Below are 21,898 nucleotides of genomic sequence, written 5' to 3'. Positions count from 1 at the left end.
GATCACTTCGGCTGGCTGCCGCTGCCGATCATACCCAGTGCGGGCATGGCACTGACGCTCCAGCCATCACCCAGCACTTGGGCCAGCGCCGGCCGCAAACGCTCAGCCTGGGCGAGGATATCGGCCTGTGACCGGGTCAACAGGCGAAGGCTTGGCAAACGCTCGGCGAGGCGATCGGGGTTGCGGTACAGACCCAGCACCGCTTCCAGGGCCGCCAGGGTCATTTTGTCGACCCGTAGCGCACGTTTAAGGGGGTTTTTCTTGATCCTGGCGATCAGTTCCTTGCGGCCGACAATCACCCCGGCCTGTGGTCCGCCGAGCAGTTTGTCGCCACTGAAGGTGACGATGTCCGCGCCATCCAGCAGCGCCTGGCGCACCGTCGGTTCCGCCGGCAACCCCCAGCGGGTCAAGTCCAGCAGGCTGCCGCTGCCGAGGTCTTCGAGCAGCGGCAAGCCGTGCTGGTGGGCCAGTTGCGCCAGTTCGGCGGTCGGCACGCTCGTAGTGAAACCTTGAATGCTGTAGTTGCTCGCATGCACGCGCATGATCAAACCACTGCGCGGGCCGATGGCAGCTTCGTAGTCGCGGGCATGGGTGCGGTTGGTGGTGCCGACCTCAACCAGCTTCACCCCGGCACGGGCCATGATGTCGGGGATACGGAAGGCGCCGCCGATTTCAATCAGTTCGCCCCGGGAAATAATCCCTTCCTTGCGTGCGCCCAGGCTGTTGAGGGTCAGCAGTACCGCAGCGGCATTGTTGTTGACCACGGTCACCGCTTCGGCGCCAGTCAGTTCGCGGATCAAGCCTTCGATCAGGTCGTCGCGATCTCCGCGCTTGCCGCTGCGCAGGTCGAATTCGAGATTGAGCGGATAACGGGCGGCCATTTGCACCGCCTCGATCGCTTCCTCGGGCAACAGCGCCCGGCCAAGGTTGGTGTGCAAGACCGTGCCGGTGAGGTTGAACACCCGGCGCACATGGCTGCGATGCTGGATGGCCAAGCGCTCGCCTACCCTGCCCGCCAGTACCTCAGGGCTGACTTCAACAGATTCGAGTAAACCCTGCCGCCCCCCTTCGCGCAGTTCATCAAGCAATTGCCGCAAGGCAGCCAGCAAGGCATCGCGCCCATAGCGCTCGGCCAACGGCTGGCACGCCGGGTGACGCAATAAACTGTCGATCGAAGGTAGACGCAGGGGTTGGCTGGCACTGCGTGCAGACATCTGGCGCTCCTGAAAACGAATGACCCTCGCGCCACAGTGTAGACGCTGCGGTTACTCGTCTCCCGGCGCCAACAACAGATTGGGTGCCAGACGCTGATAACCGTCCTGGCTCAGGCGCATGTCGAGCATCAGGCTGGACAGGTCGGCCGACAACGCTTCGGCGTGCGCATCGTTCTCCAGATAGATCAACTTCAGGTAGCTGTTGCAACCGGGGCAGACCTCGGCACGCAACGGCGCCTGGTTGGCGGCATGGCGATCATCTTCAAGGCTGAGGTATTCCAGGCCTTTGCTCTGCTCGCAATACACGCACTTGACCCGCACCACATGCCACTCGCAGGCGCACAGCGAACAGACCAGGTAACGCAAGCCGTTGTGCTTGCCGCGATGACGGATAACCCCGGCCATGGCTGGCGAGCCACAGGCCGGGCACTGGCTGAGGCTGTCGCCGGCGGTCAGCGCCAGGTTCGGCGTGCTCAACAGCCAGTGGCTCCAGGCCGTTTGCAACGCCGCACCGAGAAACGGCACCAACGCGGCCGGCACCAGCGAATACTGGCCGCTGATCAGTGCCACCGCCCAGGCGCGGCGTTGCCCGGCACCGGCCAGGCGCAAGGTGTCCACGGCATCGGCCACGGCAGATTGCGGCGGTGCGTTATAGCGCTGTAACAGGGCATCGAGGTAACGCTGCCAATCGTCTTCGCGTGCCAGGCTGTCGGCCGCGAACGGCGGCAAACCGTGTTGCTGGCACAATTCGATGCGTTGTCGGTCAAGGGGTTCACTTTGCGGCGGGTCGTCCAGCACCTGTTGCTGCACCCGGCACACCCCGGCGATCAGGCGCAGGTAATCGGCCAACGGGTGCCCTACGGCCAACGCTTCCAGGCGCTGGGCGCGCAGGCTGAACAGATTATGCGGTGGCATGTACAGAAACGGCGGCGAACTGGCCGCCGCTTCGATTTCTCCAGGTTCCAGGATGGTTGGCAAATGTCAGCCCTTTTTGGTGATCGGTCGCGTAGGAGTTTCGGCGCGGGTCTCATCTTGAGTCACTTGGCGATACCAGAGTACATGGTGTTTCCTGGCCCAGCCGCGGCTGACCCTGCCGTGCAGCATGGCGCTGACCGAGCCCTTGATCCAGATACCGGCATAGATGTGCACGATGATGCTCAGGATCAGCACAAAAGCGGCCAACGCATGCAGCAACATCGCCCAGCGTATCGCGGTGATGCCGAAATACTCGCTGAAGTACGCACGCCAGATCACCAGCCCGCTGAACAACAGCACCAGCATGCACAGCAGTAAAGTCCAGAAAAGCAGCTTCTGCCCGGGGTTGTACTTGCCGATGGGCGGGACGCCCTCCTCTTCATTCTTCATCACCCGGTCGATGCGCTTGAGCCACAGGCGATCATTGGCGATGAAGTAATTGGCGCGCCAGAAGCGAAACACCAGGCCGAGAAACAGCACGAACATCAGCACCCCCATGAACGGGTGCAGGATGCGTGTCCATGGCCCGCCGCCGAACAGGTTGCTCAGCCAGAACAGCGCCGGGTGGAACAGCGCCAGCCCGGACAGCCCGGCCATGAGGAACAGAATCGCTACCAGCCAGTGATTGGTGCGCTGGTTGCCGGTGTAGCGCAGGATCGTCTTGTTGCTCATGGCCTGCCCTCCCCACGGGGATCGAAGGTGTGCACCGACGGATCGACTTCGTGCACGGCATTGTCCGGCGGGCTCGGGTGTTCATCCTCTTCGACGATTTGCGGGCCGACGCGCACGTAGTGGAAGAACCCGGCCAGCACCGCTGCGCCCATTGCGAGTAGCGCCAGCGGTTTGCTGATGCCTTTCCACAGCCCCACCAACGGACTGATTGCCGGGTGATCGGGCAAACCGGCGTACAGTCTTGGCGTATCGGCGTGGTGCAACACGTACATCACGTGGGTGCCGCCGACGCCTTCAGGGTCGTACAGACCGGCGTTTTCAAAACCCCGGCTCTTGAGGTCGACGATGCGCTCGGCCGCATGCTCCTTCATGTCGTCCTTGGAGCCGAACACGATGGCACCGGTCGGGCAGGTTTTCACGCAGGCCGGTTCCAGCCCGACCGCCACCCGGTCCGAGCACAAGGTGCATTTGTAGGCCTTGTGATCCTTTTGCGAGATCCGTGGAATGTTGAACGGACACCCGGTGATGCAATAGCCGCAACCGATGCAATGATCCTGATCGAAATCGACGATGCCATTGGCGTGCTTGATGATCGCCCCCGGGCTGGGGCATGCCGCCAGGCAGCCGGGGTCGGCGCAGTGCATGCAGCCGTCCTTGCGAATCAGCCACTCCAGGTTGCCGGCGTCGGTCTCGTGCTCGGTGAAGCGCATCAGCGTCCAGGTTTCTGCGGTGAGGTCTTGCGGATTGTCGTAGGTGCCATGGTTATGGCCGACCTCGTCACGCAACTCGTTCCATTCCGAACAGGCGACCTGGCAGGCCTTGCAACCGATGCATTTGGTGGTGTCGATCAGCTTGGCGACTTCCTCCATGCCGCGCACCGAGGGCGCGGGTGTGGTGGTGGCCGAGCGGGCAATGATGTCTTGGCTGGCCATTTAGACTTTCTCCACGTTGACCAGGAATGACTTGGATTCCGGGGTCTGAGTGTTGCCATCGCCGAGGAACGGCACCAGGGTGTTGGTCAGGTAACCGTGGCGCGTGAGGCCGGTAAAGCCCCAGTGCAACGGAATGCCGATCTGGTGCACCACCTGATTGTTGACCTGCAGCGGACGAATCCGCTTGGTCACCACCGCCACCGCTTCGATGAAGCCACGCTTGCTGCTGACCCGTACCCGGTCGCCGGCGACGATGCCTTTTTCCTTGGCCAGCACTTCACCGATCTCGACGAATTGCTCCGGTTGGGTAATCGCGTTGAGCTTGCAATGCTTGGTCCAGAAGTGGAAGTGCTCGGTCAGCCGGTAACTGGTGGCGGCGTACGGGTAATCCTTGGCCACGCCAAGGGAATCCCAGACCGAGTCGAAGATCCGCGCCGCCGGGTTGCTGGTGGCTTTCTTGTTTTGCGGGTGCAGCGGGTTGATGCCGATCGGCGTTTCGAACGGCTCGTAGTGTTCGGGGAACGGGCCTTCGTTCATCTTGTCGACGGCGAAGAATCGCGCCACGCCCTCGGGGTTCATGATGAACGGATTCATCCCCGCTTCCGGCGCCACATCCGCCTTGTAGTCCGGCACATCGGTGCCGCCCCAGGTTTTGCCGTTCCACCACACCAGGCGTTTTTTCGGGTCCCACGGTTTGCCTTGCAGGTCCGCCGAGGCGCGGTTGTAGAGAATCCGCCGGTTGGCCGGCCAGGCCCAGGCCCAACCTTGGTGCTGGTGCATGCCGTACGGATCGTTGTTGTCGCGGCGTGCCATCTGGTTACCGAGTTCGGTCCAGCTTCCACAGAAGATCCAGCAACCGGACGCCGTGCTGCCGTCGTCCTTGAGCTGGCCGAATCCGGCCAGTTGCGCATTGGCCTTGATCGCCGCGCCAGTGGCATCGGTGAAGTCGGTGGTGGCAGAGCCGTTGATTTCCTTGGCCAGCTCTTCCGGCGAAGGCTCGTCCGGGATCTTGTACGGCCAGGACAACTTGAGTATCGGGTCAGGGTACTTCCCGCCTTCGGTCTGATAGCGCTGACGCAGACGCTGGAACAGTTCGCTCATGATCCGTATGTCGGTCTGCGCTTCACCCGGCCCATCGGCGCCTTTCCAGTGCCATTGCAGCCAGCGACTGCTGTTGACCAGCGAGCCGTCCTCCTCCGCGAAACAGGTGGTGGGCAGGCGAATCACTTCGGTCTGGATGTCGGCGCTCTTCACATCGTTGTACGGCCCGACATTGCGCCAGAACTCCGAAGTTTCGGTGGCGAGCGGGTCCATCACCACCAGCCACTTCAATTTGGCCAGTGCCGCGGTCACCCGGTGTTTGTCCGGCAGCGCGGCAATCGGGTTGAAGCCCTGGCACATGTAGCCGTTGACCTTGCCCTGCCCCATCAAATCAAACACCTTGAGGATGTCGTATTGGGAAATGTCCAGTTTCGGCAGGTAGTCGTAGGCCCAGTTGTTCTCGGCCGTGGCGTTGGCGCCGTACCAGGCTTTCATCAGGCTGACGTGGAACTTGCCGTAGTTCTGCCAGTAAGACAGTTGCCCCGGGCGCAATGGTTTTTGCGTGCGCTTGACGATGTAGGCGTTGTAATCCTGTTCGGCATCGCCAGGTAGCGTGAGGTATCCCGGCAGTGCGTTGGAGAGCAGACCCAGGTCGGTCAGCCCCTGGATATTGGAGTGTCCGCGCAAGGCGTTGACGCCACCGCCCGGCATGCCGACGTTACCCAGCAACAGTTGCACCATCGCCGCACTGCGGATCATCTGCGAACCGACCGAGTGCTGGGTCCAGCCCAGGGCGTAGAGAATGGTCATGGTCTTGCCCGGCGTCGAGCAAGTGGCGATTTCCTCCCAGATTTTCTGCATGGCATCGACCGGCATGCCGCAGATCTGGCTCGCCAGTTCCTTGGTGTAACGGCTGTAGTGCTGCTTCATCAATTGATAGACGCAGCGCGGGTCCTGCAACGTCGGATCGACCTTGGCAAACCCGTCCTCGCCAAGTTCATAGCCCCAGCCGGACCTGTCGGTGTAGGCACGCTTGGCGACGTCGTAGCCGCTGAAGATTCCGTCCTCGAAGCCATAGCCGGCTTTGACGATGAACGACACGTCGGTGTAGTTGCGCACGTATTCGTGCTGGATCTTGTCCTCGGTCAGCAGGTAATTGATCAGCCCGCCCATGAAGGCGATGTCGGTGCCGGTGCGGATCGGCGCGTAATAGTCGGCCACCGAGGCGGTCCGGGTAAAACGCGGATCGACCACGATCAGGCGCGCCTTGTTGTGCGCCTTGGCTTCGGTCACCCATTTGAAGCCGCACGGATGCGCTTCTGCTGCGTTGCCGCCCATCACCAGAACCAGATTCGCGTTGGCGATATCGGTCCAGGTATTGGTCATGGCACCACGGCCGTACGTCGGGGCAAGACTTGCCACCGTCGGGCCGTGTCAGACACGCGCCTGGTTATCGAACCCCAGCATGCCGAGACTGCGCACCACCTTGTGGGTGATGTAGCCGGCTTCGTTGGACGCCGCCGAGGCCGCGAGGAAACCGGTGGTCAGCCAGCGGTTCACCGTTTGACCCTGGGCGTTCTTCTCGATGAAGTTGGCGTCGCGGTCGGCCTTCATCAGGTCGGCAATGCGATCGAGCGCTTCATCCCAGGAGACGCGGGTCCACTCGGTGCCGCCGGCTTTGCGCACCTGCGGGTATTGCAGGCGTCCGGGGCTGTGAATGAAGTCCAGCAGGCCTGCGCCTTTGGGGCAAAGGGTGCCGCGGTTGACCGGATGGTCGGCGTCACCTTCGATGTGGATGATGTTTTGCGCGACATTCTTCGCCGTATCGCCCTGGCTGTACATGATCAAGCCGCAACCGACCGAGCAATACGGGCAGGTGTTGCGGGTTTCATGGGTGTGGGCGAGCTTGAAGTGACGCACCTGTTCGGCAAAGGCAAGCGTCGGGGCCATGCCCAACGCGCCCAGGCTAGAGCCTGCAAGGCCGATACCGGCGACCTTGAAGAACTGACGACGGCTGAGATCCATCGTGCACTCCTGATCAGGTGGAGCCCGGTACATGGCCGGGCTTTTTGAACAACCACGGTCGGGGCAGTCTGGCTGCCGACAGTTGAATTTTAGACAGGGCTGTCGAATTCGCCACGAGAGCCGACCGTCGGGCAATTCCCCCAATATCAGCCAAGGCATACAACCTGTGGGAGCGAGCAAGCTCGCTCCCACAGGGCTTGGCGATTATCATGGTCAGCATTCCAACCCAGCTTTCATGAGACTAAGCATGACTTTCGATTTTGATCAGGTGTTCGACCGCCACAACACCGGCAGTACCAAGTGGAGCCGCTACCCGGCCGACGTGTTGCCGATGTGGGTCGCCGACATGGACTTCGCCGCGCCGCCAATGATCATCAAGGCCCTGCAAAAACGACTGGAACACCCGATGGTCGGCTACAGCGTGGCCCAGGATGACCTGCGCGAGGCAATCGTTGTCGACCTCTGGAACAAGTACGCCTGGCGCGTCGAGCCCCAGGAGCTGATTTTCCTGCCGGGCGTCGAGTCCGGTTTCAACATGGCGTTGAAGGCACTGGTGCAGGCACCACAGAATGTCGTTGTCCAGGTCCCGAACTACCCCCCACTGCGCCATGCGCCCGGGCATTGGGGCCTGAACAAGGTCGAACTGAACTTCGATGCCCAAGCCGACGGCACCTACACCACGCCGCTGGATACCCTGAGCCAGTCGTTGCAAGGTGGCGGCGCCTTGCTGCTGAGCAACCCGCATAACCCGTTGGGCAAGGCCTTCCCCCGCGCAGAGCTGCAAGCCATTGCCGACATTTGCCTTGAGCACGGTGCCTGGATCATTTCCGACGAGATCCACGCCGAATTGTGCTTCGACGGTCGCCAGCACATTCCGATGGCGACCCTGAGCCCGCAAGTCGCCCAGCGCACCATCACGCTGATGTCGGCGAGCAAGGCCTACAACATCGCCGGCCTGAAGACCTCATTCATGATCATCCAGGACCGCCACCTGCGCGAGAAGGTCAACCACGCCCGTTGCGGCATGGTCGACAGCGTCAATCCGCTGGGCATGGAAGCCACCCGCGTCGCCTATAGCGAAGCGGCGCCATGGCTGGCCGAGCTGAAGGACTACCTGCAAGGCAACCGCGACTTCCTCGCCGAGGCCGTGCGCACCCGCCTGCCGGGCATCACCATGAACCTGCCGCAAAGCACCTACCTGGCATGGCTCGACTGCACGGCACTGGGGCTGGACAACCCGCAGCAGTTTTTCCTGGAACAGGCCAAGGTCGGCTTGAGCGCCGGTCTGGACTTCGGCGATGACTGCAAGCAGTTCGTACGCCTGAATTTCGGTTGCCCACGGTCGCTGCTGGAAGAAGGCATTGCGCGGATGGAGCGCAGTTTGCGCAATCTAATGGCCTGATTCTCCCCTCAGCAGCAACGAAGACTCCTGTGGGAGCGAGCTTGCTCGCGATGGCGTCGGCACAGTCGACATTGATGCTGGCTGACACTACGCATTCGCGAGCAAGTCGGATCGCCGCATCGCCGCCCCCACAGGGCGATAACCCGATGCTGTGATGCTACGAACAATTGCCTGTCATGGCCCACCAACGCGGCAGCAACTGCCTGACCTTGCTCTCGCCAAAACGGTCGTCGATCAACATCACCACCCCTTGATCCTGTTGCGTGCGGATCACCCGCCCAGCGGCCTGCACCACTTTCTGCACACCGGGATAAAGGTAGGTGTAGTCATAACCTGCGCCAAAAATGGCGGCCATGCGCCGTTTCAGTTGCTCGTTCACCGGATTGAGTTGCGCCAGCCCCAGCGTGGCGATAAACGCGCCGATCAACCGGGCACCGGGCAAATCGATGCCTTCACCAAAGGCCCCGCCCAGCACCGCAAAGCCGACACCCTGGCCGTCAGCGTGGAATTGATCGAGAAACTGCTGGCGTTGCGCTTCGCCCATGCCTCGGGACTGCGACCACAGACTGATGTGCGGATGCTTCTCGGCCAGCAACTGCGCCACCTGCTGCAAATAATCGAAGCTGCTGAAAAACGCCAGGTAATTGCCGGGGCGCTCGCAGAACTGCCTGGCGATCAAGTCCACGATCGGTTCCAGAGACGACTGGCGATGCACGAACCGGGTGGAGATCCGGTCGACGATGTGCACTTGCAGTTGATCGGCGTGAAACGGCGACTCGACGTCGATGCACACGGTGTCCGCCGGTGTTCCCAGTAAATCGGCGTAATAGCGCCGGGGGCTGAGGGTCGCGGAAAACAGCACCGTGCTACGCGCGGCGGTCAGGCGCGGGCGGATGAACCCGGCGGGGACCACATTGCGCAGGCACAGTTGCGAGAGGTTGCGCTGGCGCTCGAGATCGCGCTTGCTGATGTCGAACAGGAACTGCTCATCGAACAGTTCGGCGACCCGGCAAAAGTGCAGCATGTCGAAGTAAAACCCCTGCAGTGCGCTGTCCAGGCCCTGAGGGTGATCGTTGAGGTAGTCACCGATGCTGGCGCTGCACGATGACAGTGCCTGAAGCAGCCTTTCCGGCGCCTTGTCATAGGCCTGATAGGCGCCGGTTTGCCCGTTATGCAGGGCATTCCACTCACGGTTGACCCGCTGCATCGGTTTTTTCAGCACTTCGGGCGCGGTTTTGCGCACGCCGTTGAAGGTCGCCTGATCGAGACTGGCGCTGTACATCTGCCGGCCACGTTCCACCAGGTTATGGGCTTCGTCCACCAGCACCGCGACTTTCCAGTTATTAGCCTGGGCCAGACCGAACAGCAGCGCACTGAAATCGAAGTAATAGTTGTAGTCGGCAACCACCACGTCGGCCCAACGCGCCATTTCCTGGCTCAGGTAATACGGACAGACATCGTGCGTCAGGGCAACCTCGCGCAAGGCGCTCTGGTTCAGAAGGCTCAGTTGGCTGGCCGCCTGCCGTGCGGCGGGCAGGCGATCGTAGAAACCCCGGGCCAGTGGGCAGGACTCACCGTGACAGGCTTGGTCCGGGTGTTCGCAGGCCTTGTCCCGGGCGATCATCTCCAGCACCCGCAACGGTGGCGCATCGGCGCTGTTCAGAATCACTTGTGCGGCGTCCAGGGCCAGTTGGCGTCCCGGGGTTTTCGCCGTGAGAAAGAACACTTTGTCCAGTTGCTGCGGCGCCAGGGCCTTGAGCATCGGGAACAAGGTGCCCAGGGTCTTGCCGATGCCCGTGGGCGCCTGGGCCATCAGGCAGCGCCCCGTGCTGACGGCCTTGAACACCGACTCGGCCAGATGGCGTTGCCCCGGTCGAAAACCGGCATGGGGAAAGGCCAGGCCCTGCGCCGCCCGGTTGCGCCCTTCTCGATGAGCGACTTCCTGTTCGGCCCATTGCAGGAACAGCGCGCAATGCCATTCGAAGAATTGTTGCAGCTCGCTGGCTTCGAAAGGCTCGACCAGGCAGGTCTCCTTCTCGCTGACGATGTCGAAGTACACCAGCGCCAGATTGATCCGTGCCAGATCCAGCTTCCGGCACATCAACCAGCCGTAGATTTTCACCTGGGCCCAATGCAATTGGCGGTGGTTGGCCGGTTGTTTGCTCAAGTCGCCGCGGAAGGTCTTGACCTCCTCCAGGCAGTTTTGCCCGGGGTCATAGCCATCCGCCCTGCCCTTGACCGTCAAGGTCTGATACTGGCCCTCCAGGGCGACTTCGCTTTGGTAGCCCTCGCTACGTCGCGAAGCCACCGTACGGTGCCCGACGATACCTTCCAGCGCAGTCGGTGACGGTGTGAAGCGCAGGTCGAGATCGCCGACCTTGGCGGTGAACTCGCACAGCGCCCGCACCGCAATGCTGTAGCTCAATCGCCCTGCTCCGCCCATTGCACGTAGCACACGGCGATCGGCATCTGGTGTTCGTGGCAGAACTCCAGCCAGCGCAGCTGGTTGTCCTGCAGGCGATCGCCCGGGCCTTTGACTTCGATCATGCGGTAGGTCTTTTGCTGCGGCCAGAACTGGATCAGGTCCGGCATGCCGGCGCGATTGGCCTTGATGTCCAGCAAGAGGCGGTTGAACCAGTGCTTGAGGTGCTCGGCCGGGAGGCAATCGAGGGCTTGCTCCAGCAACTCCTCGCTGAGCACGCTCCAGAACACGAACGGCGACTGCACGCCCCATTTGGCGGCATAACGTTCGCGGATGGTCTGCCGATAGCGCCCGTCGTCGAGTTCGTCCAGGCACGCCTGAAACAGTTCGGCACGGCGGAGCTGGAAATCTTCGCTGAGCAAATCCACCGGCCCGCGCTGGAAGGGGTGAAAGAACGCCCCCGGCAAAGGCACGAAGATCGCTGGCCAACACAGCAGGCCAAACAGTGAATTGACCAGACTGTTTTCGACGTAGTGCACCGGCGCCGACTCTTGCGCCAGATGCGCCTGAACGTAGAACTCCACCGATAACGCCGGGTCTGTCCTGGGCAATTGCAGGTCCAGGCGCTGCATTTCCCGAGGCGCTGCCCGCTTGATGGGCGGCCCGCCGAGCTTGCGCCGCAGGCGTGGCAGCACGCGGAGCAACTGCTGATGTTCGGCGGCGCTTTGCGGCGCCTGTTCGGCTTGCTCGGCCAGGTCCATGGCCTGCTCGAACTGGCCGCTGCGTTCCAGCACGCGGATGAGCCGCGCCCGCGCGCCGGGATATGCGCATTCACGGTACAGGTTCAGGGCCATGGAGAAATCCGCGATGCGTTCGCAGTACTGGGCCATCTGGAACAGCAGCTTGCCGCGCCGGCGTTGCAACCAGGGATTGTCCAGCGCCAGGCCCTTGATCCGCTCGGCCACCTCTTCCAGCGCTTCACCGGCCTCCAATTGTTGCTGGTACCCGTGCAGGAGGACGCAGGCGTCCACGTCTTCGCGGCTGCGCAAGCCACGGGACTCGGCGCAGAATTCAACTTTTTCGTAGGTGTAGATACCGAGGTCGGCCAATACGAACTCCGACCAGTCCTGATACAGGTTGCCGAAAAACATCAGGCGCAGGCGATCGCACAATTGCATGATGGTCAGGCTGAACAGGCGCTCGTCCAGGGTCGGGCACCAGTCGTTGAAGCTTTGCACCTGGGGAAACTGTTCGCACAGCGCTGGCAACCAATCGGCTTTCTTGCCTTTGGGTTGATCGATTGCCGGGCCAAAAGCCTGGAGGATTTCCCCCTTGAGCAGCACCTCGAACAGCCCTTGGACCGCCAACGGCATTCGCTCATCGACCCAACCGAGCGCCAACAGCGGTTCGACGGCGCAGCCGATATCGCCGATCTCCTCGTAATGCAGTTTGCTTGCCCTGAAATGAACGCCCTTGCGCATGACCATTCTGACCAGCAGTGCCTGCGATTCACGGGGCAACCGCTTAAACTCATTAATGAAACGCAGTTCGTCGACGCTCAGCACATCGGCAAAGCGCTGCTCAAGCCAATCAAGCACTTGCATGAAGTTGTTCAAGTAGTAGAACGGATCGTCGAGGGGATTTGCGGTCACTGGAAAATGGGCCATGGCGACAGATACTGGTTATGCATACAGATACCAGTTCCACGCCTCGTGGCGCAATCGGAAAAGGATAAATGGCGGCGCAATACGGATTTTTCCCAAGGCAGTAGAACTTTCTGCCCCCTGGCGGCACCAACCGCCATACAGGTGCAGTGACAGCCTCGGGCTGATGGCGCTGCTTTAAACGAACGGGAGGTGATCATGGACATCAAGACATTGGGCTTGCCCTTGGCGACAGCGGCCCTGCTGGCGCTGGCCGGTTGCTCGACACCAACGGTGGTGACGCTGCAGAACGGCACTCAATACCTGACCAAGGACATGCCGAAGACTAAAACCAAGGACGGGTTCTTTGAGTTTGAGGACATTTCCGGTGCAATGGTGAAAGTCAGGGCCGATGAAGTGGCGACGATTCGCGAAGAAGAAGACTGACGTTTCTCCTGGCACGATGTGGCAGGTTTCGAACACTGCTTTACACTCGATAGACCCCGTGCGACCGAATGACTGTGCAACGCTTCGACACAGGCGTTGCAATACGGGCATCACGCAAAGACTCAGGTGACGCCGAAATGAAAATGGTCATGCCACTTCTGGCCTCTGTGCTCGCCGTCAGCGCGTGCGTGACGGCGAGCGTGTGTGACGCCGCCAAAAAAGCCAAGCCAAAGCCCTTGCCAACGTACAAAACCAGTTTCGATTGCGCCACGCCCCAGGCATCCGCCGAAAAGCTTGTCTGTCACGACCCTCAACTGGCGCGCATGGACCTGGAACTCAATCGTCTTTATCTGCTGGCGCTCAGCGACGACCATTCAGTGCCGCGCCCGAATAAAGTCGAGATCGATCAGCGGTTCTGGATTGAGTCCCGTAACCAGTGTGGTGGCGGGACCCAAGCCAAGGCGTGCATCGTGCGAAGTTATGCCGAGCGTGCGTTCCAACTGCGCCAGGGCTCGGCCATTGCCAGAACCAAGGACCCCAGCAGACTCACGGAAGGCCCATTGGCTTATCGTTGCGCAGGGTTTAACGCATTGGTTGCCGCGACCTTCTTTACCGTCGAACCGGGCGTGGTGTTTCTGAAATGGGCCAACACCTCGGTTACGCTGAACCAGGTGCCCGATAATTCCGGAACCCGGTATACGGGAAAGGATTACAAAGGCAGCTACAGCTTCTGGCAACTGGGCGATGACGTGTTTTTCCAGATACCCGGCTCAGGCCAGATGAGTTGCGCAGCCGAGCCGGTCGGCTGATGAAGATGGCCTCGGGACGTCCTGTCCCGATGGCCGCTCCCGCTTTAGCTGCCGGTGCGAATCTTGTTCCAGACCCGGGTACGCACCCGATCGATGTTCAGTGGCATGGCCTCCAGCGCAAACAGCTTGCCCATCATTTCCGGGCTTGGGTAAACCTTGGTGTCGTTCTTGATCGCCGGGTCGATCAGGCTGTCGGCCTTCTCGTTGCCATTGGCGTAATGCACGTAGTTGCTGACGCCGGCCATGACGTCCGGACGCAGCAGGTAGTCCATGAAGGCGTAACCGGCCTTCTCGTCCGGAGCGTCGGCCGGCATGGCGACCATGTCGAACCAGATCGCGGCGCCTTCCTTGGGAATCGAATAACCGATGTCGATGCCATTGTTGGCTTCCCTGGCGCGGTTTTCCGCCTGCAGTATGTCGCCGGAGAAGCCGACCGCGACGCAGATATCGCCGTTGGCCAGGTCGCTGGTGTACTTGGACGAGTGGAAATAGCTGACATACGGCCGCACTTTCAGCAGCAGGGCTTCGGCCTTCTTGTAGTCTTCCGGGCTCTTGCTGTGAGGCGGCAACCCAAGGTAGTTCAACGCGGCCGGTAGCAGTTCGGGGCCGTTGTCGAGGATGGCCACGCCGCACTTCTGCAACTTCTGCATGTTCTCGGGCTTGAAGATCAGGTCCCAGGAATCCACCGGAGCGTTGTCCCCCAGCACGGCCTTGACCTTGGCAATGTTGTAGCCGATGCCGGTGCTGCCCCACAGGTACGGGAAGCCGTGTTCGTTGCCCGGGTCGTTGGTCTGCAATGCCTTGAGCAATACCGGGTTGAGGTTCTTCCAGTTCGGCAACTGACTCTTGTCGAGTTTCTTCAGGGCGCCGCCTTCAATCTGCCGGGCCATGAAGTGATTGGACGGGAACACCACGTCGTAGCCGGATTTTCCGGTCATCAACTTGCCATCGAGGGTCTCGTTGCTGTCGTAGACGTCGTAGGTGAAGCCGATGCCGGTTTCTTTCTGGAAGTTTTTCGTGGTGTCTGGCGCGATGTAATCCGACCAGTTGTAAATCTTGACGGTTTCGGCGGCCTGGCTGATCGATGCCACGAGCATCAGCGGGGCCAGGGTCAGTGTCTTTCGGATCATGAGTCGATTCCTGTAGGTTTTTTTTGTTGGCAGGCAATCAAAGGATCAAAGATGAAAATTCAGAAAATCAGAACGTAGGTCTTGCGCACGGTTTCCTGGATGTCCCAGATGCCGAGGCTGTTGGCCGGCAACATCAGTGCGTCGCCGGCTTCTATGTGCAGGGGTTCGCCGCCGTCCGGGGTGAAGGTGCAGCGGCCCTGGATGAAATGACAGAACTCCTGGGCGACAATCTGCCGCCGCCAGCGCCCGGGGGTGCATTCCCAGACGCCGGTCTCGACGCCGTCGTCGCGTTCGACGCTGGTGGTCGAAGCCACGGCCACGGGGGTACCCAGGGGTACGGCGACCGGATTGGATTCGTCCAGTTTCAGGGTTGCGGTGTTCTTGAATTGCGTGATGCTCATGGGAATACCTGTCGATGTAGCCTGTAGATGAAGAGCGCGCCGTTTAGTGCATGAAACCTTCCATGAAACCGGCCACCCCGCTGGCCAGCTTGCGCCGCCAGGGCGCAGTGGCCGGGTTGGCCAGGGTCTGGTCTTCATGGACAAAGCTGCGGATGATCGCGTTGTAGCCGAGCCAGCGGATCGGCTCCGGCTCCCAGGCTCGCAGGGCGTCGAGGCCGCGCTGGGGGATGACCCATGGCTGGCGCACCAGATCGGTGTCGCGCCCCAGGATCAGGTCGGCCAGCGTGCGGCCTCCCAGGTTGCTGGCGCCAACGCCCTCCCCGCCATAGCCGCCAGACAAGGCAATGCCATTGGACCGATCGCAAAGCATGTGCGGCTGGAAATGCCGCGACATGCCCAGGTTGCCTCCCCAGGAATGGGTGATCTGCACGTTCTTCAACTGCGGGAACAGTTCGCCGAACAGGTAGCGCCGCAGCTGTATTTCGTCAGTGCTCAGGTCGAAATCGTGGCGCAGCTTGCCGGCGAACTGGTAGCCGCCACGGGCGCCAAAGATCAATCGATTGTCAGCGGTGCGCTGACCGTAGGTGACCTGGCGACTGGCCTCGCTGAACGCCTGGCCGCGACTCAGGCCGATTTCGTCCCAGGTGGCCGCCGACAAGGGTTCGGTCGCGACGATCAGGCTCTGCACCGGCATCTGGTAACGCCCCAGCGGCGGCAGCGTGACGGAGTAACCTTCTACCGCCGGCACCACCCAGCGACTGCGCACCGAAGCTTTCGCCGTGCGCAGGCTGCCGGACTGCCAATGGGTGACCGGACTGTTTTCGTAGATTCTGACGCCCAGGCGCTCCACAGCCCGGGCCAGCCCCCGTACCAGCCTGGCCGGGTGGATGGTCGCCACGTGCGGCGCGTAGATACCGCCATAGGGTTTGGCGACGCGGATTTGTTGCGCCAGTTGCTCCGGGTTCAGCCAGCGATAGTGGCTGTCGTTGAGGCCCTGGCGATGGAGGTCGTCCAGGTAGTGACGCAGGCCGGCTTCCTGCTCCGGATAGCGTGCTGCGCAATACAGCACCCCGCCCTTACGGTAGTCGCAGTCGATCCCCTCGCGTTCGAGGATAATCTCCACTTCATCCGGAATGCTGTGCAACAAATCGTAGGAGGCACGGCGATCTTCAGCCGACAGCTTGGCCAGCAGGCGATCTTCACCCAGCAAATTGCCCATCAGCCAGCCACCATTGCGCCCCGACGCACCGAAACCGGCGGTTTGCGCTTCGACAATGGCGATGTTCAGGTCTGGTTTGTGTTGCTTGAGGTAGTACGCGGTCCAGAGCCCGGTGTAGCCCGCGCCGATGATCGCCACGTCGACATCCAGGTCCCGCTCCAGCGCCGGACGTGCCAACAGAGGCTCGTCGAGCTGGTCCATCCACAAACTGATAGTGCGCCACGCCGGCATGCAAGACTCCGCCACTCGAACTTCGATGGCGTCGATCCTAGTGCGTGGGCTCAGGCGCTGTCTTGCGCGCGTGCACGCAAAGAAATTTGTTTGACGTAGGCCTTGGGTGACTGGCCGGTGTGCTGGCGGAAACAGCTGTAGAACGCCGACAGCGAATTGAATCCGGCAGCGAAGGCCAGCTCATCGATACGCACTGGCGGTGTGGCGGTATCCAGCGCTGCGAGCAAATGTTGCAGGCGCGCCTGGTTGACGTAGCGGTAGAAGCTCTGGCCCAGCACCTGATTCAACAGGTAGGAAATCTGGTTGCGGCTGTAGCCACACTCCTTCGCCACCCGTTGCAGATCGAGCTCCGGGTCCAGATATGGCTGTTGACCCTGGAAATACTGCTGCAGGTCATCGGCCATGAAGCTCAACTGGCGCGGCGACAGGCCGAGCCGGCTGACCGCCGGGCGCTGGTTGCTGGAAGCCTGGCTTGTTGCGGGCTGTTCATGCACCAGCGAGGCGTATTCATTGACCCGCCAGATCAACCCGTCCTTGACGGTGATCGCCTCACTGGCCCGGAACGACACCAACCCTTCACCGCCGCGCAAGGTGATGCGGTACTGAATGAACGCCGTGTTGCCGTCCAGTCGAATACGGTCGGAATGCTCCAGCGCCTCATCCGGATCCCGGGGCATGCTGCTGCGTACATATTCGCGCAACTCGGCCAGGCCCATGACCCGGTTCTGGAAAAAGTCGTTGTACTGGACTTCAGGGTGATAAAGCGCCATGACGCCGTCCAGATCCCGGTGCTTCCAGCGCAAGTGATAGCGCATGACCGTCTCGCCCGTGACCTGGGTTTGCAGTGGGCCATCATCATCGGCGTGCATTGAACATCTCGACGGAAAAAGACCGAGCTTGCCCAACTTACGCAATGTCTTCAACGACTAAACCGATGATGGCAGGTGCCCGCAAATGGCCGATAAGCGTGAGCTGGATCAAAAAAAACGCCGGCAATCGCCAAACGACCTGAAAACTCCACATTATTTTCACATCCGGGTGCTACTTTTAAAAACTGTCACTGGTTGAACCAATGAAGGTTCTTCCCTCCTACCATGAGCTAACGGACGCGCTCGATAATGAAGGCGGGCAACACATGAATAAAGGGTTCAGTAAGGTTACGTTTCCAAACGCCTGCCAGCTGATGCGCTGGCATTTTCATCCCATGGGTTTCGAGGCGAGCATGGACGCGCCGGGCAGCATGATTGCCCGTCTTTTTGATCGTGCCACTGGCGAGACCATGATCGCCATTGCCGGTATTCCGTGCGCCACCGTCATGAATGCCGCGGATGTAGAGCGAATAATCGAAGCGGTGGAGGATGAACTTGAAGCCTTCGTTCCACCGCAGGCCCTCAGGAGTTATGCCTGAAGCCTGTCCCCCCCCCAAAAAGCCCACTTCAAGTGGGCTTTTTGTTGAGTGCTATTGCCTGTAGGAGCAAGCTCGCTCCTACAAAATCAGGTCGTGGTCTGGCTTTTACGATGGTCGACAAAGAACGCCTTGCCCTTGCCGATCCGGTCGGAGGCCTTGGGCATGTTCGCGGCTTGGGTGTCCTGAGCATCGACGTACCAGTAGCAATGGCTGACGGCGCGGGTAATGCCCACGTAGGCCAGCCGCAGGATCTCGTCCTTCTGGGCGTTGTCGTAGGGCTCGCTGTCACCGGCCTTGCCCAGGCCTGCCATCCGGTAAACCTGATTCTTGTAAGGCGAGCTGGTCAGGTGCTGGCAGTCCCCGAGCAAAAACACCGCATCGGCCTGGAGGCCCTTGGCACTGTGATAGGTCAGTTGCTTGAGCCTGCGCGCCTCATACGGCAAGCTGGAATCAACATTAACTACAGACCTAATATGCTCTTCAATCAATGACTTATCGCTACTTTTTCGATAAAGCATCAAGATTGAATCGCCCTTTCGGTAATGTTCCATCAGGCGTTGGGCCATGCCTTGGTCATCTCGATCGAGGACGTTCACCGGCAGCGATGCCTTGGGTTCGCCACTGGCCTTGGCTTTCTTCCCGGCAATGGCCGGTGCTGCGCGCACGATGTGCTCGGCGGCATCGATGATGTGCTGGTGGCTGCGGTAGTTGTCGCTGAGCATGACCTTGGTGGTGCCCGGCGACGGGAATTCCTTGTTGAACTCCATGAAGTAGGTCGGCGAACTGCCGCGCCACCCATAGATGGACTGCCAGTCATCGCCCACACAGAGCAGCGAGGAACGTTGGGCTGCACGTCCGACGTGCATGGCCGGCCCGCGACCGCGGATCTCTGCCAGGCTGGCCCTGACCCAGGAGACGATCTGCGGCGAGACATCCTGGAATTCGTCGATCATCAGGTGTGACAGCGGCCGCAGCAGATCATCGCCGAGCAGCTTGAGGTTCTCCGGCGAATGCTCGCTGAACAGGGCAAACATCCGGTTGTAGGTCATGATCGGTGGTTTCTGATCCAGCAAGTGATCTTCCAGCGCCCGCCAGTACAGACTCAAGGCTTCGAAGAAGAACCGGTCGGGATCGTCCTTGGCGAAACTCATCTGCCCCACGGCGCCAGGCACATCCAGGCCGAGGTTTTCGATGAACCCGGCGGCGGCGACAAAGCAATCGAGCAGCGGCGCTGAAGTGAGCTCGCCCTTGACCTTGTAATCGAAGCCGGGCCCGGCGCTGGCATCACCGGCAAGCGAGGCCAAGACACGCTTGGATGACTCGTAACTATCCAGCCATATCAAAGGCTTACGACAGAAAGCTTGAAACAGGGTGCGTTTTACGGCCCACTCTGCGCGCACCGTCAGCTTGGCGTTCGGTCGCGTGACCTGCGGGTTTTCCCGAGGATCGAACCCCAGCACCACCCAGGCATCCAGGGACGGGATGTAGCCGTGACAATGGAATGTCGAACCGTTGATATCAAACGACTGGCGATTCGGTTCGATGCCCTTGATGGGCCAGGCACCGGCGCGAAACCACAGGTCCTCGATGGCATCGCACAGCTCTTCATCGCGTTTGGAGGCGAGTTCGGTCACACCCATGCGTTTCTGCACATCCGGGTGATCGCGCTCCAGTTCCTTAAGTTGCAGGGCATGCCGGGACAACGGCTTGATCAGCTCGCGAAAACGCTCGTCGTCACTGTGCAGCCGGTGATAGCAGGCGTTGAGCTGTTGGCGTTGAGCGTCGTTGATGCGCAGGTCGAACGGATTACTGTCGACCTCCTCATCACCCTGTGCGGTCCGCAGGCTGAGGTTCTCGAAAGCCTGTAACCGCTCGAAACCCGGAAGGCTGCGCACCATCGGCAGGATCCGCGAGTGAAAGGTGCGCACCAGGTCCCGCGCCTCCTTGAAACTGATCCCGCGGCCCCAGAGCGCAAACAGTTCGATCAGCTTGTTGATGAAGTCCTTGCGCGACTCGCGGGTGAAGGTCACCACCGTCATCGAGCTCAGCTCGAAGCCCAGGTAATGGGTCAACAGCAAGATACGCAGCACCAGGGTGGTCGACTTTCCGGCACCGGCACCCGCGATCACCGAGGTGGATGGCGTATCGCTGAAGATCATTTTCCACTGTGCGGCGCTGGGCTGGGCATGGGCCGGCAACAACCGGGCGACATCGGCCTTCATGCGCTTCTTCAACTCGGCGCTCAACGGCAGGCGCCAATCGTCGAACAGCAGGTCATCGACATTCGGCGGTCGGTGTTCAGTGCTGCGCGAGTCGCGGATCAGCAGGACCTGCCGCCCTTCCTCCAGCCCTTCGAGCTTGCCTTCCTTGTAGCCGTAATCGACCCCGGCGCTGTGACCGCTGCGAAAACCGTCGGCCTGGCCATGCAACCACGACGCACGATGCTGTGCGTGCAGGCGGGTCAGGCTGTAGCCGAAGAATCGGGCGAGCAATCGCTTGATCAGCGGCATCTCGGCCAGGGGGCGAAGTTCAGGCGGAAGATCGGGGGTGTGTTGCGGCACGCGGACTGACTCCAGGGTGTGAGGCTGTTGTGCGCTATGGTGTCTGCATTTGCCGTCGAGTTCTAGTCAATTGCTTATGACTCATTGGCTTATGCGATGAAGTGAAAGCCGGATGAGAAACTTTCGAGTTCGTTTTATATCAATCCATTCGATGGGAATGCTGCATTTTTTACGCTTTTTATCGATTGTTGCCTGTTGGATGATGGCCGTCATCACTCACCGGTCTCGCTTCGTGGCTCAGGCACCGGGCCCCATGACCAACCTTTTCTGGAGACGATCATGCTTGAACTCAGACCTTTCAACTCGCTCGGCGGCGCTCACCACGGCTGGCTGGATGCTCACCACCATTTTTCGTTCGCTGAATACTACGATCCCAAGCGCATGAACTGGGGCAACCTGCGGGTCTGGAACGACGACGTGATCGCTCCCGGCACCGGCTTCCCGCAACACCCGCACCGGGACATGGAAATCATCACCTATGTCCGCGAAGGCGCCATTACCCATCAGGACAACCTTGGCAACAAGGGCCGCACGGAAGCCGGTGACATCCAGGTCATGAGTGCCGGCACCGGGATCGCCCACAGCGAGTACAACCTGGAAGCGACGCCGACCCGGATTTTCCAGATCTGGATCATCCCGAACGAGTCCGGCCTGGCCCCGTCCTGGGGCGCCAAGCCGTTCCCGAAAGGCGACCGCGAAGGTTTTGTCACCCTGGCCAGCGGCAAGGAAGGCGACGATCAGAGCCTGCGCATCCGCGCCGATGCCCGGTTGGTGGCCGCCAACCTGAAAGCCGGCGAAACGGCCGAATACCTTTTGGACAGCGGTCGTCGGGCCTACCTGGTCCCGGCTACCGGGGTCATTGAAGTCAATGGCTTGCGCGCACAAGCTCGAGACGGTGTCGCGGTGGCCGATGAGCAGGTACTGCGTGTGACTGCTATCGAGGACAGTGAGATCGTGTTAGTGGACCTGGCGTGATTCGATAATTGCCAGACAAAAAAAATGGGGTGACTGTCATGGTCACCCCATTTTTTTGCTCACGTATTGCAGTGTTGGCACCGCCGCCATCGCGGGCAAGCCCGCTCCCACAGGGTTAAATACAATCCTTGTGGGAGCGGGCTTGCCCGCGATGGGGCCCTCCGTCATTTCGCGGAAATGGCACCATCTACCAGCGTTTGCGCCTCGGCCACCAGTTGCTTGAGGTGGTCGTCGCTGACGAAGCTTTCGGCGTAGATCTTGTAGATGTCCTCGGTGCCCGATGGGCGCGCCGCGAACCAGCCGTTCTCGGTCATGACCTTGAGGCCGCCGATGGCCTGGTCATTGCCCGGGGCGTGACTGAGGATGCTCTGGATCGGCTCCCCCCCCCCCC

Annotated in this window: 16 protein-coding genes and 2 pseudogenes; 5 read left to right on the top strand and 13 right to left on the bottom strand. The window is 60.9% G+C overall.

Features of this window, described 5'->3' with window-relative positions; genetic code table 11:
- Window positions 1-8: 8 nt before the first annotated feature.
- The 5 genes and pseudogenes from selA to fdnG form a co-directional block, all read right to left on the bottom strand.
- Window positions 9-1,214, bottom strand: a pseudogene (selA, locus tag PMI34_RS13920) (L-seryl-tRNA(Sec) selenium transferase); the annotation flags it as partial.
- A gap of 51 nt (window positions 1,215-1,265) precedes the next feature.
- Complete coding sequence (fdhE, locus tag PMI34_RS13925; protein WP_008050106.1) at window positions 1,266-2,192, bottom strand: formate dehydrogenase accessory protein FdhE; 927 nt, start codon at window positions 2,190-2,192, stop codon at window positions 1,266-1,268.
- A 3-nt stretch (window positions 2,193-2,195) separates the two neighbouring features.
- The gene (locus PMI34_RS13930) at window positions 2,196-2,861 is read right to left on the bottom strand and encodes a formate dehydrogenase subunit gamma (RefSeq protein WP_008050105.1); all 666 of its coding nucleotides are present in this window, start codon (window positions 2,859-2,861) and stop codon (window positions 2,196-2,198) included.
- Complete coding sequence (gene fdxH, locus PMI34_RS13935; RefSeq protein ID WP_008050103.1) at window positions 2,858-3,793, bottom strand: formate dehydrogenase subunit beta; 936 nt, start codon at window positions 3,791-3,793, stop codon at window positions 2,858-2,860. Before fdxH ends, PMI34_RS13930 begins: the two co-directional genes overlap by 4 nt.
- Window positions 3,794-6,859 carry a formate dehydrogenase-N subunit alpha gene (gene fdnG, locus PMI34_RS13940; protein WP_157222726.1) on the bottom strand — a complete coding sequence of 1,022 codons (3,066 nt, stop codon included), beginning with the start codon at window positions 6,857-6,859 and terminating at the stop codon, window positions 3,794-3,796.
- Between the two features lie 247 nt (window positions 6,860-7,106).
- On the opposite strand from fdnG, the gene PMI34_RS13950 reads away from it, so the two are divergent.
- Complete coding sequence (locus tag PMI34_RS13950; protein WP_008050097.1) at window positions 7,107-8,261, top strand: MalY/PatB family protein; 1,155 nt, start codon at window positions 7,107-7,109, stop codon at window positions 8,259-8,261.
- A 157-nt stretch (window positions 8,262-8,418) separates the two neighbouring features.
- On the opposite strand, the gene PMI34_RS13955 is transcribed toward PMI34_RS13950, so the two are convergent.
- Window positions 8,419-10,686 carry an ATP-dependent DNA helicase gene (locus PMI34_RS13955; protein WP_008050095.1) on the bottom strand — a complete coding sequence of 756 codons (2,268 nt, stop codon included), beginning with the start codon at window positions 10,684-10,686 and terminating at the stop codon, window positions 8,419-8,421.
- Entirely contained in the window at window positions 10,683-12,350 is a 1,668-nt protein-coding gene (locus PMI34_RS13960; protein WP_008050094.1) for a VRR-NUC domain-containing protein, read from the bottom strand. The genes PMI34_RS13955 and PMI34_RS13960 overlap by 4 nt, the downstream gene beginning before the upstream one ends.
- A 195-nt stretch (window positions 12,351-12,545) precedes the next feature.
- Between PMI34_RS13960 and PMI34_RS13965 the strand changes: the two genes are divergently transcribed.
- Both PMI34_RS13965 and PMI34_RS13970 read left to right on the top strand, forming a co-directional pair.
- Window positions 12,546-12,773: a YgdI/YgdR family lipoprotein gene (locus PMI34_RS13965; RefSeq protein WP_008050091.1), complete on the top strand. Its 228-nt coding sequence runs from the start codon at window positions 12,546-12,548 to the stop codon at window positions 12,771-12,773.
- A 137-nt stretch (window positions 12,774-12,910) separates the two neighbouring features.
- A complete protein-coding gene (locus tag PMI34_RS13970) occupies window positions 12,911-13,582 on the top strand; it encodes an MliC family protein (RefSeq protein WP_008050090.1) in 672 nt (223 codons plus the stop codon).
- 44 nt (window positions 13,583-13,626) lie between these two features.
- Here the strand turns inward: PMI34_RS13970 and PMI34_RS13975 are convergent, their stop codons facing one another.
- Genes PMI34_RS13975 through PMI34_RS13990 form a run of 4 tightly spaced genes read right to left on the bottom strand, consistent with a single transcriptional unit; the run spans window position 13,627 to window position 17,432 of the window.
- Window positions 13,627-14,712, bottom strand: coding sequence for a polyamine ABC transporter substrate-binding protein (locus PMI34_RS13975; protein WP_008050089.1), 1,086 nt, complete (start codon window positions 14,710-14,712; stop codon window positions 13,627-13,629).
- Window positions 14,713-14,771: 59 nt separating this feature from the next.
- Complete coding sequence (locus PMI34_RS13980) at window positions 14,772-15,113, bottom strand: cupin domain-containing protein (protein WP_008050088.1); 342 nt, start codon at window positions 15,111-15,113, stop codon at window positions 14,772-14,774.
- A 43-nt stretch (window positions 15,114-15,156) separates the two neighbouring features.
- Window positions 15,157-16,563: an NAD(P)/FAD-dependent oxidoreductase gene (locus PMI34_RS13985; RefSeq protein ID WP_008050086.1), complete on the bottom strand. Its 1,407-nt coding sequence runs from the start codon at window positions 16,561-16,563 to the stop codon at window positions 15,157-15,159.
- 50 nt (window positions 16,564-16,613) lie between these two features.
- Entirely contained in the window at window positions 16,614-17,432 is an 819-nt protein-coding gene (locus tag PMI34_RS13990; RefSeq protein ID WP_008050084.1) for a helix-turn-helix domain-containing protein, read from the bottom strand.
- A gap of 266 nt (window positions 17,433-17,698) precedes the next feature.
- On the opposite strand from PMI34_RS13990, the gene PMI34_RS13995 reads away from it, so the two are divergent.
- Window positions 17,699-17,971 carry a DUF1652 domain-containing protein gene (locus tag PMI34_RS13995; RefSeq protein WP_008050083.1) on the top strand — a complete coding sequence of 91 codons (273 nt, stop codon included), beginning with the start codon at window positions 17,699-17,701 and terminating at the stop codon, window positions 17,969-17,971.
- 86 nt (window positions 17,972-18,057) lie between these two features.
- Here PMI34_RS13995 and PMI34_RS14000 read toward each other — a convergent pair whose 3' ends face one another.
- Complete coding sequence (locus tag PMI34_RS14000) at window positions 18,058-20,532, bottom strand: UvrD-helicase domain-containing protein (RefSeq protein WP_008050079.1); 2,475 nt, start codon at window positions 20,530-20,532, stop codon at window positions 18,058-18,060.
- Window positions 20,533-20,811: 279 nt separating this feature from the next.
- Between PMI34_RS14000 and PMI34_RS14005 the strand changes: the two genes are divergently transcribed.
- Window positions 20,812-21,507: a pirin family protein gene (locus PMI34_RS14005; RefSeq protein ID WP_008050078.1), complete on the top strand. Its 696-nt coding sequence runs from the start codon at window positions 20,812-20,814 to the stop codon at window positions 21,505-21,507.
- Between the two features lie 164 nt (window positions 21,508-21,671).
- On the opposite strand, the pseudogene PMI34_RS14010 reads toward PMI34_RS14005, so the two are convergent.
- Window positions 21,672-21,898, bottom strand: a pseudogene (locus tag PMI34_RS14010) (alpha-D-glucose phosphate-specific phosphoglucomutase); the annotation flags it as partial.

Source organism: Pseudomonas sp. GM74, from assembly GCF_000282455.1.
Classification (GTDB): Bacteria; Pseudomonadota; Gammaproteobacteria; order Pseudomonadales; family Pseudomonadaceae; genus Aquipseudomonas.
The sequence above is the reverse complement of the archived record's forward strand: the minus strand, read 5'-3'. Positions and strand labels throughout refer to the sequence as shown.

Coding starts and splice junctions, on each gene's coding strand:
- PMI34_RS13930 (WP_008050105.1), bottom strand. CDS start 2,861: ATGAGCAACAAGACGATCCTGCGCTACACCGGCAACCAGCGCACCAAT.
- fdxH (WP_008050103.1), bottom strand. CDS start 3,793: ATGGCCAGCCAAGACATCATTGCCCGCTCGGCCACCACCACACCCGCG.
- PMI34_RS13950 (WP_008050097.1), top strand. CDS start 7,107: ATGACTTTCGATTTTGATCAGGTGTTCGACCGCCACAACACCGGCAGT.
- PMI34_RS13960 (WP_008050094.1), bottom strand. CDS start 12,350: ATGGCCCATTTTCCAGTGACCGCAAATCCCCTCGACGATCCGTTCTAC.
- PMI34_RS13965 (WP_008050091.1), top strand. CDS start 12,546: ATGGACATCAAGACATTGGGCTTGCCCTTGGCGACAGCGGCCCTGCTG.
- PMI34_RS13970 (WP_008050090.1), top strand. CDS start 12,911: ATGAAAATGGTCATGCCACTTCTGGCCTCTGTGCTCGCCGTCAGCGCG.
- PMI34_RS13975 (WP_008050089.1), bottom strand. CDS start 14,712: ATGATCCGAAAGACACTGACCCTGGCCCCGCTGATGCTCGTGGCATCG.
- PMI34_RS13980 (WP_008050088.1), bottom strand. CDS start 15,113: ATGAGCATCACGCAATTCAAGAACACCGCAACCCTGAAACTGGACGAA.
- PMI34_RS13985 (WP_008050086.1), bottom strand. CDS start 16,563: ATGCCGGCGTGGCGCACTATCAGTTTGTGGATGGACCAGCTCGACGAG.
- PMI34_RS13990 (WP_008050084.1), bottom strand. CDS start 17,432: ATGCACGCCGATGATGATGGCCCACTGCAAACCCAGGTCACGGGCGAG.
- PMI34_RS13995 (WP_008050083.1), top strand. CDS start 17,699: ATGAATAAAGGGTTCAGTAAGGTTACGTTTCCAAACGCCTGCCAGCTG.
- PMI34_RS14005 (WP_008050078.1), top strand. CDS start 20,812: ATGCTTGAACTCAGACCTTTCAACTCGCTCGGCGGCGCTCACCACGGC.